Annotated in this window: 16 protein-coding genes; 6 read left to right on the top strand and 10 right to left on the bottom strand. The window is 68.2% G+C overall.

The annotated features are described in order from the left end of the window. The first annotated feature begins 81 nt into the window (after positions 1-81). From Q0480_RS04625 to Q0480_RS04615, 3 genes are all read left to right on the top strand, one after another. Entirely contained in the window at positions 82-681 is a 600-nt protein-coding gene (locus tag Q0480_RS04625; RefSeq protein WP_299131154.1) for a shikimate kinase, read from the top strand. Then, positions 678-1,796: a 3-dehydroquinate synthase gene (gene aroB / locus Q0480_RS04620; protein ID WP_299131153.1), complete on the top strand. Its 1,119-nt coding sequence runs from the start codon at positions 678-680 to the stop codon at positions 1,794-1,796. Before Q0480_RS04625 ends, aroB begins: the two co-directional genes overlap by 4 nt. Before the next feature lie 162 nt (positions 1,797-1,958). Continuing rightward, positions 1,959-2,792 carry a MipA/OmpV family protein gene (locus Q0480_RS04615; RefSeq protein ID WP_299131152.1) on the top strand — a complete coding sequence of 278 codons (834 nt, stop codon included), beginning with the start codon at positions 1,959-1,961 and terminating at the stop codon, positions 2,790-2,792. A 41-nt stretch (positions 2,793-2,833) separates the two neighbouring features. Here the strand turns inward: Q0480_RS04615 and Q0480_RS04610 are convergent, their stop codons facing one another. The 6 genes from Q0480_RS04610 to ilvC form a co-directional block, all read right to left on the bottom strand. Then, positions 2,834-3,781: an FkbM family methyltransferase gene (locus tag Q0480_RS04610; RefSeq protein WP_299131151.1), complete on the bottom strand. Its 948-nt coding sequence runs from the start codon at positions 3,779-3,781 to the stop codon at positions 2,834-2,836. Positions 3,782-3,823: 42 nt separating this feature from the next. Next, entirely contained in the window at positions 3,824-4,264 is a 441-nt protein-coding gene (locus Q0480_RS04605) for a TerB family tellurite resistance protein (protein WP_299131150.1), read from the bottom strand. 77 nt (positions 4,265-4,341) lie between these two features. Further along, positions 4,342-5,988: a CTP synthase gene (locus Q0480_RS04600; RefSeq protein ID WP_299131149.1), complete on the bottom strand. Its 1,647-nt coding sequence runs from the start codon at positions 5,986-5,988 to the stop codon at positions 4,342-4,344. A 167-nt stretch (positions 5,989-6,155) separates the two neighbouring features. Beyond that, the gene (gene secG, locus Q0480_RS04595) at positions 6,156-6,530 is read right to left on the bottom strand and encodes a preprotein translocase subunit SecG (protein ID WP_299131148.1); all 375 of its coding nucleotides are present in this window, start codon (positions 6,528-6,530) and stop codon (positions 6,156-6,158) included. 211 nt (positions 6,531-6,741) lie between these two features. Beyond that, positions 6,742-7,089, bottom strand: a complete 348-nt coding sequence (locus tag Q0480_RS04590; protein ID WP_299131147.1) for an MmcQ/YjbR family DNA-binding protein — start codon at positions 7,087-7,089, stop codon at positions 6,742-6,744. Between the two features lie 218 nt (positions 7,090-7,307). After that, the gene (gene ilvC / locus Q0480_RS04585; RefSeq protein WP_299131144.1) at positions 7,308-8,330 is read right to left on the bottom strand and encodes a ketol-acid reductoisomerase; all 1,023 of its coding nucleotides are present in this window, start codon (positions 8,328-8,330) and stop codon (positions 7,308-7,310) included. 129 nt (positions 8,331-8,459) lie between these two features. Between ilvC and Q0480_RS04580 the strand changes: the two genes are divergently transcribed. Both Q0480_RS04580 and Q0480_RS04575 read left to right on the top strand, forming a co-directional pair. Continuing rightward, a complete protein-coding gene (locus Q0480_RS04580) occupies positions 8,460-8,921 on the top strand; it encodes an Lrp/AsnC family transcriptional regulator (RefSeq protein ID WP_299131142.1) in 462 nt (153 codons plus the stop codon). Further along, a complete protein-coding gene (locus Q0480_RS04575) occupies positions 8,918-9,376 on the top strand; it encodes an Lrp/AsnC family transcriptional regulator (protein WP_299131140.1) in 459 nt (152 codons plus the stop codon). Before Q0480_RS04580 ends, Q0480_RS04575 begins: the two co-directional genes overlap by 4 nt. Positions 9,377-9,427: 51 nt before the next feature. On the opposite strand, the gene Q0480_RS04570 is transcribed toward Q0480_RS04575, so the two are convergent. Next, positions 9,428-10,693, bottom strand: coding sequence for an FAD-dependent monooxygenase (locus Q0480_RS04570; protein ID WP_299131138.1), 1,266 nt, complete (start codon positions 10,691-10,693; stop codon positions 9,428-9,430). A 2-nt stretch (positions 10,694-10,695) separates the two neighbouring features. After that, on the bottom strand, positions 10,696-11,340 hold the full coding sequence (locus tag Q0480_RS04565) for a pyrimidine 5'-nucleotidase (RefSeq protein WP_299131136.1): 645 nt from the start codon (positions 11,338-11,340) through the stop codon (positions 10,696-10,698). Between the two features lie 144 nt (positions 11,341-11,484). Here Q0480_RS04565 and Q0480_RS04560 point away from each other — a divergent pair, with 144 nt between their 5' ends. After that, complete coding sequence (locus tag Q0480_RS04560; RefSeq protein ID WP_299131134.1) at positions 11,485-12,123, top strand: GntR family transcriptional regulator; 639 nt, start codon at positions 11,485-11,487, stop codon at positions 12,121-12,123. 7 nt (positions 12,124-12,130) lie between these two features. Here Q0480_RS04560 and Q0480_RS04555 read toward each other — a convergent pair whose 3' ends face one another. Both Q0480_RS04555 and carA read right to left on the bottom strand, forming a co-directional pair. Continuing rightward, a complete protein-coding gene (locus Q0480_RS04555) occupies positions 12,131-14,041 on the bottom strand; it encodes a glycosyltransferase (RefSeq protein ID WP_299131132.1) in 1,911 nt (636 codons plus the stop codon). 87 nt (positions 14,042-14,128) lie between these two features. After that, positions 14,129-15,241: a glutamine-hydrolyzing carbamoyl-phosphate synthase small subunit gene (gene carA, locus Q0480_RS04550; RefSeq protein ID WP_299131191.1), complete on the bottom strand. Its 1,113-nt coding sequence runs from the start codon at positions 15,239-15,241 to the stop codon at positions 14,129-14,131. Positions 15,242-15,255: the final 14 nt, after the last annotated feature.

Genomic DNA, 15,255 nt, shown 5'->3' with positions numbered 1-15,255 from the left:
TCTTGTGCTGTTCAATCACGTGCCCAAGCCGTGATCGCCCGATCACGACCATACCTTGCCCGGACCGGCGCAGCAATTGGCATGATCGAGCGACCCGCACCCCTGCCCGTGACCTGCGCGCCGCGTCTGACCCGGACACTGGTCCTCGTAGGACTGATGGGCGCCGGCAAGACCAGCGTCGGCAAGCGCCTCGCGCAGCTGCTGGAGGTCGATTTCACCGATTCCGACGCCGAGATCGAACGCGCCGCCGGCATGACAGTGCCGGAGATCTTCGCCCGTCTCGGCGAAGCGGCGTTTCGCGACGGCGAGCGGCGGGTGATCTCCCGCCTGCTGGCCGAGCGGCCGGGCGTGCTCGCCACCGGCGGCGGCGCCTTCCTCGAGCCACGCACCCGGGAGGAGATCGCGGTCCATGGCACGTCGGTCTGGCTGCGCGCCGACCTCGCGCTGCTCTGGGATCGGGTGCGGGACCGCCCCGGCCGCCCGCTCCTGCAGGCGCCGGATCCGCGCGCGGTGCTGTCCGACCTGCTCGACCGGCGCTATCCGATCTATGCGTCGGCCGACGTGGTCGTTGACAGCCAGCGCGGCGCCAGCCACGAAGCCATGGCCCGCGCGATCGTCGAGGCCGTCCACGCCTGGGACGCCACGCAAGCGGGCCGGCAACCGACGCTGGAGGCGCGATGACCCTGACCACCGCCGGCGAGACTGTCGCCGTCCCCTTGGGCTCGCGCGCCTATGACATCCGCGTCGGCGCCGGCCTGCTCGCGCGCGCCGGTGCCGAGATCGCGCCGCTCCTGCGCCGGCCGCGGGTCGCGATCGTCACCGAGAGCCGGGTCGCCGCGCTGCATCTTCCGAGCCTGACCGCCTCGCTCGGCGCGGCCGGGATCGACGCCGCCGCGCTGGAGCTCGCTCCGGGCGAGGGCACCAAGGGCTGGCAGGGGCTGGAGCGTTGCGTCGAATGGCTGATCGCGCGCGAGGTCGCGCGCGACGACATGGTCATCGCCTTCGGTGGCGGGGTGATCGGCGATCTCGCCGGCTTCGCGGCCGCCATCCTCCGCCGCGGCGTCGGCTTCGTGCAGATCCCGACCACGCTGCTCGCGCAGGTCGACAGTTCGGTTGGCGGCAAGACCGGCATCAATTCGCCGCTTGGCAAGAATCTGGTCGGCGCCTTTCACCAGCCGCGCCTCGTGCTCGCCGACACCGCGCTGCTCGACAGCCTGCCGGAGCGCGACCTGCTCGCCGGCTACGCGGAGGTCGCGAAATATGGTCTGCTTGGCGACGCGGCATTCTTCGCCTGGCTCGAACAGAACGGCCCGCGGCTCGCGGCCGGCGACGCGGAGGCGCGGCTCCACGCCGTCCGCCGTTCATGCGAGATGAAGGCCGAGATCGTGGTCCGCGACGAGACCGAGCAGGGCGACCGCGCGCTGCTCAATCTCGGCCATACCTTCGGCCATGCGCTGGAGGCGGCGACCGGTTATTCCGACCGGCTTCTGCATGGCGAGGCGGTGTCGATCGGATGCCAGCTCGCCTTCGAGCTCAGCGCTGCGCTGAACCTCTGCCCGCCCGAGGCGCCGACGCGGGTCGCAAGGCATTTCGCCGCCATGGGCATGCGTCACCGGCTGTGCGATATTTCCGGCGATCTGCCGGGCGCGGACGCGCTGATCGGGTTGATGGGCCAGGACAAGAAGGTGCGCGACGGCAAGCTGGTCTTCGTCCTCACCCGCGGCGTCGGGGCGGCCTTCGTCGCCCGCGATGTCGATCTCGGCGCGGTGCGCGATGTGCTGATCGCACAGGCGTGACCGGGGCATGCGCGGCGGAACTCCGTGACGATATTACGAAATTTCGCCACCGTGATCGCGCGGCGCACGGCGAGGGTTGCCATCGCGGGGGCGATCTCTAAACAGACAATTAACCACAACCGGCATAGGCTCGACCCCATCGCCGTTGACGTCAGGCAACGCATGTCCGCTCCCCTTCGATCCTTCGCGCTCCTCGCGGCGGCGCTGCTCTGCGCGGGACCACTCGGGGCCTCTCCCGCGGCGGCGCAGGAGGAGGAGGAGTCGAAGTCGAAGCCCGAGGTCGCCGAGGTGGACGGCCGCGATTTCATCGGCACCATCATGCTCGGTGTCCGGAACAAGCCTGCCTATTTCGGCGCGACGGACCGGCGATTCGGCCCGGCCGTGGATTTGCGGGTCGACTTTCTCCGGCTCCCCGGCGGGCTTGAATTCGGTTCGACCCGCTCGGTGGGCTTCACCCAAGGCTTCGGACTGGTCGGCTCCGCTCGCTACATCCGTCCCCGCACTTCGTCGAGCTACAAGGAAATCCAAGGGCTCGAGAATGTCGATCGCGCGCTCGAACTCGGCTTCGGCGCGGGCTACGAGCAGGAATCCTGGCGGGCCTTCGGCAGCGTGCGCTACGCGGTGCTCGGCTACAATTCCTGGACCGGAACACTTGGCGCCGATGCGATCAGCCGCCCGAGCGACTCGCTGATCCTGAATATGGGACCACGCTTGCAGTTCGGTGATCAGCGCTTCATGTCGACCTATTTCGGCGTGACCGGCGAGGAGTCGGTCGCGTCCGGCATGGCACCCTACGATCCGACCGGCGGCCTCGCCTCGGTCGGGGTGGTGCTCAACGCCGAATATGCCTTCACCTCGCGCTGGGGCCTGCAGGCGGCGGCGACCTACGACCGCCTCGTCGGCGAGGCCGCCGGCTCACCGATCACCGAACGTGGATCCGCTGACCAGTTCGGCGTCATGCTCGGCGTCACCCGCCAGATCAGCCTGGATTTCTGACCCTTCGGTCCGGGCAGGGTCCGGATCCGCGGATGTCCGCCCTACGATCCCGCGGCCAGACCGTACTTCCGCCGCGGATGGGCGAAGAGGAAGTTGGTCATGCGCCGCGGATCCCGCTCGGGTGCGAGCGCGCCAAGGGGGCGCAATTCGTCGCGCAGCACCTGAAAGCCGTCGTACCCGCGGTCGCGCAGAAAGCCCCGGATCCGCGCGAAGCGGCCGGGCTGGCGAAATTCCTCGACCTCGACAATGATCGCCGGGCTAAGCCGCGACAGCGTGCCCTCGGCGCCGCGCAGCACCGAGAGTTCGTGTCCCGCGACATCGATCTTGATCGCCGCGATCTCGGGGAAGGCGAAATCGTCGAGCGGCCGGCGGTTGACCTCCAGCGTCCGCACCTCGTCGAATTCCGCCGCGTCGCAGGGCTCGATGCTGCCACGCCGGTGCAGATCGCGGCGATTGCGTCGGGGGATACGAAACGTCACCCGCCCCGCCTGATCGGATAGCGCGATCTCATGGACGCGCGCGCGGTCGCCGAAGGCGCTCCGCAACTTTTCCGACAGGTCGGGATTGGGCTCGAAGATATGGACATCGCTCGCGTAGCGGCAGGCATGAGAGGAGTAAAGCCCGAGGTTGCCGCCAATATCGACGAAGGTTCCACCGTCCCCGAGCAGTGCCGGAAGCAGCCGCAGCGCCGGTTCTCCATCCCGAATTTCACGGCGCGCCCGAATCCCGAGTAGCAGTGATTTCGGCAATATGGCTCTGACCAGCCCTCCCATTTCCCGCATCCCGTCCCTCAACCCCGTTGATCCCTCCCCGAGAAAGGGTGAACTCGTCCCGAATGTCCACACGGCGTCCATCGCATTACGAGTGATGGCCGTTTTCCGCGCAAAACGGCGGAGCGGCGCCCAGGTGTCGGGGTGAAGCAGAGGGTGGAGCGGGTGAGCTAAGGAACTGTTGAGCAAGACCGATTTCGCCGTGCCCGCGGCGTTCACGCCGTCGGGCGGCAGGTTGGGAAGATCAGTCTCCGGGCGCCCCTAGCGGTCGCGCTCGGCGCGCTGGCGGGCAAGACCGCTGTCCTTGTCGGAGACGCCGAGCAGATTCGCGACGAGGCGCAGGAAGGCGCGCTCGTCGGCGTCGATCCCATCGGCGGTGGCGAGGCGCCAGAGCGCCTCGATCACCGCCGCGCGCTCGTCGTAGGGCACGGCCTGCTTGATCAGGCGGGTGAACTGCACCGTGTCCGGCGCCGCTTCCTCCGTGACCTCGGCCTCATGGCGCAGCGCCTGGGCGGCGGCGGTTGGCAGGCCAAAGTGCTCGCCGAGAAGCGCGTCGATCCGGGCCCGCTCGCGGTCGCTATACTGATCGTCGCTGCGCGCCAGCCGCACCATCAGCGCGGCGTAGGCGAGGCGGCTGTCGGTGTGCGACAGCGGCGACATGTCGGTCGGCACGGTCAGCCGCCGGATCAGTTCCGCGATCATTCCGACCTCGCCACTATGTCGCCTCTGAACAATGCCTTGCGCGCCACAATGGATGCGGGAGCGTCGTTCCTCGCTTATCAGACCAGCCGCGATTGTTCCAGCGCCGCCCGAATGAAATCGGCGAACAGGGGATGCGGCGCGAAGGGTTTCGACTTCAATTCGGGGTGAAACTGCACACCGATATACCAGGGATGTCCCGGAATCTCGACGATCTCCGGTAGCCGTCCGTCCGGCGACAGGCCCGAAAAGCGCAACCCGCAGCCCTCGAGCTTGTCGCGATAGGCGAGATTGACTTCGTAGCGATGCCGGTGCCGCTCCGAGATCGTGGTGCCGCCGTAGATGTCCGCGACCTGACTGCCGCCGGCCAGCACCGCGTCATAGGCGCCGAGGCGCATGGTGCCGCCCTTGTCGTCGGTGACCTGACGCTGGATCGTGCGATTGCCCTCGACCCATTCCTTGAGGTGATAGATCACCGGGGTGAAGCGTCGGGCCCCGGCCTCGTGGTCGAATTCCTCCGACCCGGCGTTGACAAGGCCGAGCAGGTCGCGCGAGGCCTCGATCACCGCCATCTGCATGCCGAGGCAGATGCCGAGATAGGGCACCTTGCGGTGGCGGGCGAAACGGGCGGCGTGGACCATCCCCTCGGTGCCGCGCACGCCGAAGCCGCCCGGCACCAGGATCGCGTGGTAGCCTTCGAGCAGCGGTGCGATCTCCTCGTCCTTCTCGAAGAGTTCGCTGTCGAGCCACTGGGTCTCGACCCGCACCCGATTGGCGATCCCGCCATGGGTCAGCGCCTCGGCGATCGATTTGTAGGCATCCTCGAGCTGGGTGTACTTGCCGACGATGCCGATCTTCACCGTGCCTTCGGGATTGTGGATCCGGTCGACCACGTCCTCCCATTTGGCGAGATTGGGCTTCGGCGCCGGCGAGATGCCGAAGGCATCGAGTACCGCCTGGTCCAGCCCTTCCGCGTGGTAGGCGAGCGGCGCCTCGTAGATCGACTTCAGATCCTGCGCCGCGATCACCGCCTCCGGCCGGACGTTGCAGAACAGCGCCAGCTTGTCGCGTTCCTTCTGCGGGATCGGCATCTCGGAGCGGCAGACCAGCACGTCGGGCGCGATGCCGATGGCGCGCAATTCCTTGACCGAATGCTGGGTCGGCTTGGTCTTGAGCTCGCCGCTGGCCGCGATGAAGGGCAGCAGGGTGAGATGCATGTAGATGCACATCCCCCGCGGCTTGTCCTGGCCGTACTGGCGGATCGCCTCGAAGAACGGCAGGCCCTCGATATCGCCGACCGTGCCGCCGATCTCGCAGAGCATGAAATCGACCTCGTCGGCGCCGATGTCGAGGAAGGCCTTGATCTCGTTGGTGACGTGCGGGATCACCTGGATGGTCTTGCCGAGGTAGTCGCCGCGGCGTTCCTTCTCCAGCACGTTGGAATAGATCCGCCCGGCCGAGACCGAATCCGTGCGCCGCGCCGCGACGCCGGTGAAACGCTCGTAATGGCCGAGGTCGAGGTCGGTCTCGGCGCCGTCGTCGGTGACGAAGACCTCGCCATGCTCGAAAGGCGACATGGTCCCGGGGTCGACATTGAGATACGGATCGAGCTTGCGCAGCCGCACCGAGTAGCCTCGCGCCTGCAGCAGTGCGCCGAGCGCGGCCGAAGCCAGACCCTTGCCGAGCGATGAAACCACGCCGCCGGTGATGAAAACGTAACGCGCCATGCCGTGCTGTCCCCGCGCCTTGGTTCAATTCTGAGTCACTGAAAGCCGAGGCTTCACGGGATTCAATCTATACGGGAACTTTGCGCGGGCGGCAAGGCCATCCGCGCTATATCCTGTAGCTCACCGGTCAATGGCAACCAGAAGTTGCCGCCAGAAGTTGCCGGATGTCACTGCGCCGGCGGTGGAGTCGCGGGACCGTCGCCACTGGTCGCGGGGGCCGGCGCGGGCGCAGGGGCGAGCGTGTCGATGCCGGGCAGTTCGGTATCGCCGAGCGGCGCGTCGATTCCCAGGCGGTCGAGCACGGATCCGCCGCCCCCGTCACGCGCGGCGAGGATGGTCAGCGTGATGCTGGTGATGACGAAGGCCGTGCCGAGCAGCCAGGTGGTCTTGGCGAGCGCGGTCGCGGCGCCGCGCCCGGTCATGATGCCGCCGCCACCGCCGCCGCCGATCCCGAGGCCGCCGCCCTCCGAGCGTTGCAGCAGCACCACCACGATCAGCGCCAGCGCCAGGATCAGGTGGATGGTCAGGATGATGTTCTGCATGCCGGGTTCTCGATGCGGGGTCGCCGCGCTCTCTAGCCCCTCACCGTCGGGATGTCGATGGTCAATGGTGCGGGATTTCGGAGGAGGATGCGCCGGCCTCGGTCAAGCCCGGCGCCGGGGTGCGACGGGATCACCGGCGCCACCCGTTCCTCCTCGTCGGTCAGGTGCCGGTCGAGCCGGTTCCAAAACCGCGGCGAGGGCCCGCGCCAGCTCATCCACCCCGCGAGGTTTCATAGGCCTTCAGGGTGGATTTCTTCGCCTGGGCCCGCCACACCCGCTCGATATTCGCCCGTGCCCAGCCCGGGTCCAGCCGCTCCGGCCGGGCGAGAACCAGACCGTGCGGGCGGTGATGGTCGGTGGTGAAGAACGTCTCGGGATCGACTTCGATCAGGAAGTCCCGCTCCTCGATCGGCACCTTGAAGATCGCGCAATCAAGCGCGGGGCGCCAATAGAGGATGACCTTGCCGTTCACCTTGAAGGAGATGGCGTCCCAGGAGGTGCTCTCCACCGTGTCCGGCAGCGCCAGAACCATCGCCCTGAGGTCCTCCAAGGTCACCATGGCACCTTTCCAGAGCGGAGCCCGAGCCGGCTCGCCCGCTCCGGCATTTTGATTTTCCGCGGTATCTCAATCACCGAACGATTCCGTCCGGTTGGATATTGCTCCAGCGCGTGCGAGGCGACGGCGCGACTCGCCGGCGTCCCGCGGCTTGCGCGACCGTCCCGGGTGGGGCGGTCGCGACCGATTTCGCCGCCGCGGAACGCGGAAGGGCGCCCGGATCAGTTCCGGCTCTTGTCCACCATCTTGCCGGCGCTGATCCAGGGCATCATGCCGCGCAGCTTCTCGCCGATCTTCTCGATCTGGTGCTCGTCGTTGAGCCGCCGGGTCGCCTTGAAGAACGGCTGGCCGACCGCGTTCTCCTGCATGAAGTCGCGAACGAACTTGCCGGTCTGGATGTCGCGCAGCACCGCCTTCATCCGCGCCTTGGTCTCGTCATAGGGCAGGATGCGCGGGCCGGAGACGTATTCGCCGTATTCCGCCGTGTTCGAGATCGAGTAGTTCATGTTGGCGATGCCGCCTTCGTAGATCAGGTCCACGATCAGCTTCACCTCGTGCAGGCATTCGAAATACGCCATTTCCGGCTCGTATCCGGCCTCGACCAGGGTCTCGAATCCCATGCGGATCAGTTCGACGAGGCCGCCGCAGAGCACCGCCTGCTCGCCGAACAGGTCGGTCTCGCATTCCTGGCGGAAGTTGGTCTCGATGATGCCCGACCGGCCGCCGCCGATGCCCGAGCAGTAGCTCTTGGCGATCTCCATGGCGTTGCCGGAGGCGTCGTTCTCGACCGCGACGAGGCAGGGCACGCCGCCGCCCTTGACGAATTCGCCGCGCACCGTGTGGCCCGGGCCCTTCGGCGCCATCATGATGACATCGACGCCCTTCTTCGGCTCGATCAGGCCGAAGTGGATGTTGAGGCCATGGGCGAAGGCGATCGCCGCGCCTTCGCGCAGGTTGTCGTGGATGTATTTCCTGTAGGTTTCGGCCTGCAGCTCGTCGGGCATGGTCATCATGATGACGTCGGCCCAGGCCGCCGCCTCGGCGATGCCCTTGACCTCCAGCCCCTCGGCCTCGGCCTTCTTCGCCGACGGCGAGCCCTCGCGCAGTGCGACGGCGACGTTCCTGACGCCGGAATCCCGCAGGTTCAGCGCATGGGCGTGGCCCTGGCTGCCATAGCCGACGATGGCGACCTTCTTGTCCTTGATCAGGTTAATGTCGCAATCACGATCGTAATAGACCCGCATTGGGTTTTCCCCTCCGTTTTGGTTGGCGGAGCATACGGACGGAGACACGGCGCGCCATCGTTACGAAGTAGTGATATTCGCAACATTTCGCCTTTTTAATGCGTGGATGATGCGATAATCGCAAGATCCATGCAAAGCCTCGACGACACTGACCGCCGCGTCCTCCGGCTCCTGCAGGACGATCCCGACCTGCCGGTGTCCGAGCTTGCGTCACGCTGCGGCCTCTCGCCTGGCCCTTGCGCCCGCCGGGTCGAGCGGCTGGAGCGGGCGGGCGTCATCCTCGGGCGCCGGATCGACATCGATCTGCGCGCCCTTGGCTACGAGGTTCGGGTGTTCCTGCGCGTCACGCTCGACAAGACGGCGACCCATGCCTTCGACGCCTTCCTCGCCGCCGCCCGCGCGCTGCCCGAGGTGATCGCCATCGAGACGCTGCTCGGCCGCGTCGATATCCGCATGGATGTCGTCGCCCGCGACCTCGCGCATTATCGCCAGATCTATCGCGAGCGCATCCTCGCCCTGCCGCATATCGCCGAGATCGACGCGCTGATGCTGGTCTCGGAGCTCAAGAATTCCGATCGACTGCCGTTGTGATGGATCTCGACGATACCGACCGCGCCATCCTGCGCGCGCTGATCGCCGACGGCGGGCTGAGCGCCAAGGACGTCGGCCTCGCCGTCGGCCTCAGTCAGCCCGCCGCCTGGCGCCGCGTCCGCCGGCTGGAGGAGGCGGGGGTGATCCGCGGCCGGCGGCTGGTGCTCGATCGCGAGAAGCTCGGCTTCGCGGTGGTGGTGTTTCTCGGGGTCAAGCTCGCCGCTCGCGGCCGGCTCGATCTCGAGGCCTTCGAGCGCGCGGTCCAGGCGATCCCCGAGGTGCAGCTGGTCCAGCATGTCCTTGGCGTCTACGACTACCGGCTGAAGGTCGTGGCTCGCGACCTCGCCGATTTCGAGCGCATCCTGCGCCGCCGCGTCATGACGCTGCCCGGCGTCGGCGCTGTCGAATCGAACGTGATGCTGTCGGAGGAAAAAGCCGCCGGCCCGCCGATCTAGAGCAATATCCAACCAGATGGAATCGTCTGGTGGTTAAGATATTGCGCTAAATCAAGACTCTGGAGTGGACGAGCCGGCTCCGCCGGATCGGCTTCCGATCTGGTCCGCCATCGACGCGCCGAGCCCCAGCCGCATCGCAGCTCGCCGAAGCGGCGGCGCGCCGCTCAGGAGCCGCAGCCCCGCGCGGCGCAGATCGCGCAGCATCATCGGCTCGGCCATCGCGGCGCGGTTCAGCGCGTCCACCGCCAGCACGCGCGCCGCGACTTCGGCGTGCCGCGCGCGATGGTAGCGGCCGAGCATCTCCGGCCCGCCGAAATCGTGGCCCGCGTCGCGCGCCTCGGCGGCGAGATCGGTCAGCGCGCCGATATCGGCGAGGCTCATGTTCAGCCCCTGCGCCCCGATCGGCGGGATCACATGCGCGGCCTCGGCGACGAGCGCCAGCCGCGGCCCGTCGAGTCGGTCCGCCACCTGGCTGACGATCGGCCAGAGCCGGCGCGGGCCTTCAAGCCGCAACTCGCCCAGCGCGCCGCAGGCCCGCGCGTTCAGCGCCGCGTCGAACGCCTGCGACCCCAGCGCCGCCAGATCGGCCGCCTTCGGCCCCGTCTCCATCCAGACCACGGCCGAACGGTGCGTTCCGTCGCGGTCGGGCAGGGGCACCAGCGTGAAGGGCCCGCCCGTCCGGTGGATCTCGGTCGAGATCCCGTCGTGCGGAAGGCCGTGGGTGACGGTGAAGACCAGCGCCTTCTGGCCATAGCCCCAGCGCCGGACGCCGATCCCGGCCGCCGCGCGCAGGCCGCTGTCGCGGCCGTCGGCGGCGATCACCAACGTCGCCCGCGCCATCCGCCCGTCCGACAGTCGCGCCAGCGCCTCGCGCGCGCGCGGCGTCACCTGCGCCACCGCGGCCGGCGCGATCAGCCGCGCGTTCGGCAACTCGGCGATATGCGCCACCATCTCGCGCCGCAGCAGCCAGTTGGGCAGGTTCCAGCCGAACACCTCCGCCCCGACTTCCTCCGGCGTGAAATCCGCCGTCTCGCGGATCGCCATCTCGGCGCCGCCGGCGTCCGCGATCCGCATCAGCCGCAGCGGCGCGGCATGCGGTGCCAGCCGTTGCCAAAGCCCGGCGGCGGTCAGGAGCGCGACGGCGGGACCGAGGAAGGCGGTGGAGCGCAGGTCGGAGCCTTCCGCCTCGGCGCTCGTCACCGGCGGCACCGGATCGACACAGGTCACGTCGAAGCCCCGCGCGGCGAGCGCGGCCGCGGCGCCGAGGCCCGCGACGCCGCCACCGGCGATCAGGATATCGGTCTCGATCCGCTCCATCCTCAGCCGCCGATCCGCCCGAGGAACCCGACGAGGTCGTCGGTCCGGTATTGGACATGCGGCGCGTTCTCGGCGTCGCCGACGAGCACTGTGCGCATGCCTAGTCCGTGCGGCACCGCGAGATTGCGCGGATCGTCCTCGAACATCGCGGCGCGCCGTCCATCCAGCCCGTCGAGCGTGAAGACGGCGGCGAAGGCGGCGGCGTGGGGCTTCGGCACATGGCCGGCGTCCTCGAAGCCGTAGAGCGCGTCGAAGGCGCCTTCGAGCCCGAGCGCCCGCGTCACCCGCCGCGCATGCTCGCGCGAGCCGTTGGTATAGACCACCCGCCGCCCTGGCAGCCGGCCGATCGCGGCGCGAAGCTCCGGCGCCTCGGGCACCATGGAGAGGTCGATGTCATGCACCTCCGCCAGATAGGGTTCGGGCTCGAGCCCGTGCTCGCGCATCAGCCCGGCGAGCGTTGTGCCGTGGTTGCGCCAATAATCCTGGCGCAGCGTATTGGCATGGTCGCGCTCGACGCCGAGCACCCGCATCACATAGGCGGTCATCCGCGCCTCGATCTGGTCGAACAACCGGATCTCGGGCGGATAAAGCGTGTTGTCGAGGTCGAAGACCCAGGTCTCGACATGGGCGAAAGCGGTGCGCGGCATGGCGGCAATCTACCGTCGCGGGCCGACGCCGGCAAGTCGGGCAGGCCCGGCGCGCTCGCGACCAGAAATGGCGCGCGCGGCACCCCTCGATTCCAGGCCCGGCGCGGGCTAGGGTCGCGGCGAGCCGCCCCTTGGAAGATGTCGATGGCCGCCAGCACGCTGAACCAGAAGGACGCCTTCTATCTCGTTCTCGAAGCCATCGATCAGGGCGATTTCCGGCCTGGCGACCGGCTGGTGGAATCCGAGCTCGCCGAGCGTTTCGGCGTGTCGCGCACGCCGATCCGAGAGGCGCTGCAGCGGCTGGAGACCCAGGGCGTGCTGGCGCGGGACGGCCGCAGCCTCGTCGTATCGAGCCTCGACCACGATCAGCTGGGCGAGCTCTATGTCGTGCGGGCCGAGCTGGAAGGGCTCGCGGCGCGGCTCGCCGCCCAGCACGCGGCGCCCGAGGAGGTTCGCGTGCTCTGGGACATGGTGCGCAAGGACGGCGACCTCGTCGGCCGGCCGGACCTGCTCGCCCGGGCAAACAAGCGCTTTCACCGCCAGATCCACATGGCGAGCCACAATCGCTATCTGGTTCAACAACTCGACATGGTGCATCGCACGATGGCGCTGATCGCGACCACCTCGCTCGCCGCCGAAGGTCGCGGCGTCCTGGCGGTGGAGGAGCACGAGGCGATCGTGCGGGCGATCGAGGCCCGCGACGGTCAAGCGGCGGACGCCGCCATCCGCCAGCATATCAGCCGGGCCTTCGAGACCCGGCTGAAGATCGAGGCCGAGCGTTGAACGGGCGTCAGGTGGCCGGGTCGCGGTGCCCGCTTTCGCGGTCCCCGTCTTCGCGGGTGGCGATCCCATGCTCGGTCTTGTGCCAGTAGAAGGGCGCGTAGAAGATCTCGGCGATCGCGCGATAGGCCGCGACCGCGCCCATCGGCCAGTAGAAGGGCAAGGCGAACATCCAGGGCCAGAGCCCGCGCCGTCCCGAATCCCGCGCCGCGATGAAGGCGATCGTCAGCATCACCGCCTGCCCGAGCAGCATTGAGGCGAAGAAGGCGCGGCGCAGCCCGTCCGGAAAGGTCTCCCAGAAGGCGAAATCAAAACCCGCCGTCCCCGCCCAGAGCAGCCAGAACAGCGGCAGCGACAGATAGGAGGTCAGCGCCCCGAGAAACAGCACCTGAAAGCCGACAAAGCCGCGCACCCCGAGATCGCGCAACAGCTGGCGGGGATCGCGCATATGCGTGGCCCAGGTGATCGCATAGCCCTTCAGCCAGCGCGACCGCTGCTTGATCCAGGGCATGGCGCGGAAATTCGCCTCCTCCAGCGTCGTGGTCGGGATCATTTCGCAACGATAGCCGAACCGCGCCAGGCGCATGCCGAGATCGGCATCCTCGGTGACGTTATGCGCGTCCCATCCGCCGATCTGGTCCAGCACCCGGCGCCGGAAAAAGACCGTCGTGCCGCCGAGCGGGATCGGCAGGCGCAGCCGCTGCACCCCCATCAGGATCACCCGGAACCAGATCGCATATTCCAGGGTGAAGCAGCGAGCGAGCCAGTTGCGGTCGGAATTGTAGAAATCGAGGTAACCCTGAACGCAGGCGACGTCCGGCGGCGCGTCGCGCAGCCGCTCGACCACCATACGGATCTGCGAGGCTTCGGGGCGATCCTCGGCGTCGTAGACCCCGACGATCTCGCCCCGGCAGAAGGGCAGGGCATAGTTCATCGCGCGCGGCTTGGTGCGCAGCCCGTCCGCCGGCACACTGATGATCTCCATATTCGCCGGCAGACCCATCCGCTCGATCGCGGCGCGGGTGACGGTGTCATGCTCCTCGAGCACCAGCTTGATGTCGAGCAGCGCGGCGGGATAGTCGAGCGCCGCGAGCCCCTCCATCAGCTTCTGCGCCACTTTCTCCTCGCGCAGGAGCGGCACCAGGATCGAGACGCAGGGCAGCTTCTTGTAGTCCGCGAGCCGCGCCGCGTCGCCGGCGATGACGCGGCGCCCCGACTTGACCCGCGCGAACAAGGCGACGAGTCGCAGGCCCATGGTCATCGCGTTGGCGAGCAGGATCCAGGCCATCAGCGCCTGAAGCGCGAGCAGCGGCGCACAGGCGATGCCGAGTAGCGCGACGCAGCCCGCGCCGAGCAGCCGCCAGCGCCGGCTCGCCTGTCCCCAGCCGCGGCAGCTGAGGCTCTCGGGGCAGCGATCGCGGGCGTCGTCGCGCAGCCGCCGCCTGAAACCATCGCTGATCGCGCGCCGGATGTCGTCGGGCGAGGCGATGGCAAAGGCGACGTTCTCGGCGCCGGCCCCGCATAGCGCCTCGGCGGCGGTGGCGCTGTCGGGATTGCTGATCGCCACCACCCGGGCGCCGCCGATCTGGCGCCACGGCACGGCTTCGAGTTCGAGGCAACGGTAGGGATCGAGATCGGCGAGCAGCGCGCTGTCGACCGGGCTCGCCGCGAGGTCGATCCGCCCGAGCCCCGACTGATGCGACAGCGCCGCGCCGAGATCCTCGGCCGAGATCGCACCGTTGACCACGAGGATATGACCGAGCCGCTGGTCCTGCGCGCGCTGCTGTTCCAGCGCCTGGGCGAGGCGCCGGGCGTCGAGCGCCCCGGCTTTGACGAGGACATCGCCGAGTAGGGCGCGTTGGGGGCGTGGAATCGCCGCCTTCGCGAAAACGGTGGGAACGAATGGCAGAACACGGGCCATGAAAAACTCGCATACAACTGATGCGAGCTTTGTACGTTCAGTTTAAGAAAAGTTTAAGGTTATTGAAATGTAACCATTAATGTCTCGTCAGTCTTGACTCTCGCGCCTCGCGCCGTCGCGCATCGAGCCGACAAACCTTTCGAAGAGGTAGAAGCTGTCCTGTGGTCCCGGACTGGCCTCCGGATGGTGCTGCACCGAGAAGACCGGCCGGTCGGCGAGCGCGATGCCGCAGTTCGATCCGTCGAACAGCGAGACATGCGTCTCGATCACCCCCGGCGGCAAGGTCTGGCTGTCCACGGTGAAGCCATGGTTCATCGAGGTGATCTCGACCTTGCCGGTGGCCAGTTCCTTCACCGGATGGTTCGCCCCGTGATGGCCGTGGTTCATCTTGATCGTCCGCGCGCCGACCGCGAGGGCCAGCATCTGATGGCCGAGGCAGATGCCGAAGATCGGCATGTCGGACCGCTCCAGCACCTCGCGGATCATCGGCACGGCGTATTCGCCGGTCGCGGCCGGATCGCCGGGCCCGTTCGACAGGAACAGTCCCTCGGGATCATGCGCGAACACATCCTCGGCCGTCGCGGTCGCCGGCAGCACGGTGACGTCGCAGCCGGCGCTCGCGAGGCAGCGCAGGATGTTGCGCTTGGCACCGTAGTCGATCGCGACCACCCGCCGCCCCGGCCGCTCGCGCCGGACATAGCCCGCGGGCCAGGCCCAGCGCATTTCGTCCCAGCGATAGCTCTGGGCGCAAGTGACATCCCGCGCCAGATCCATGCCCTTCAGGCCCGGAAAGGCGCGCGCTTTCGCCCGCAGCGCATCGAGATCGAAATGGCCATCGGGATCGTGCGCAATCGCCACATGCGGCGCGCCCTGCAACCGGATCGCCCGGGTCAGCCGCCGGGTATCGACGCCACCGACGCCGATTCGGCCCCGTCGCGACAGCCAGTCCGGCAGGTCACCGGTCGCCCGCCAGTTCGAGGGCTCGGTCGGGTCCCATTTGACCACCATGCCCGCGGCGAAGGGATCGGCGGTCTCGTCGTCCTCGGAGTTCACGCCGACATTGCCGACATGCGGAAAGGTGAAGGTCACGATCTGCCCGGCATAGGACGGGTCGGTCATGATCTCCTGATAGCCGGTCATCGCGGTATTGAAGCACAGTTCGGCCACCGCCACCCCGGTCCTGGCGTGTCCGGCCAGCACGCGGTCGCACTTCG

The sequence above is a fragment of the uncultured Amaricoccus sp. genome (genome assembly GCF_937891315.1).
GTDB lineage: Bacteria > Pseudomonadota > Alphaproteobacteria > Rhodobacterales > Rhodobacteraceae > Amaricoccus.
Note: the sequence above shows the minus strand (reverse complement) of the source record. Positions and strands in the feature narration are given on the sequence as shown.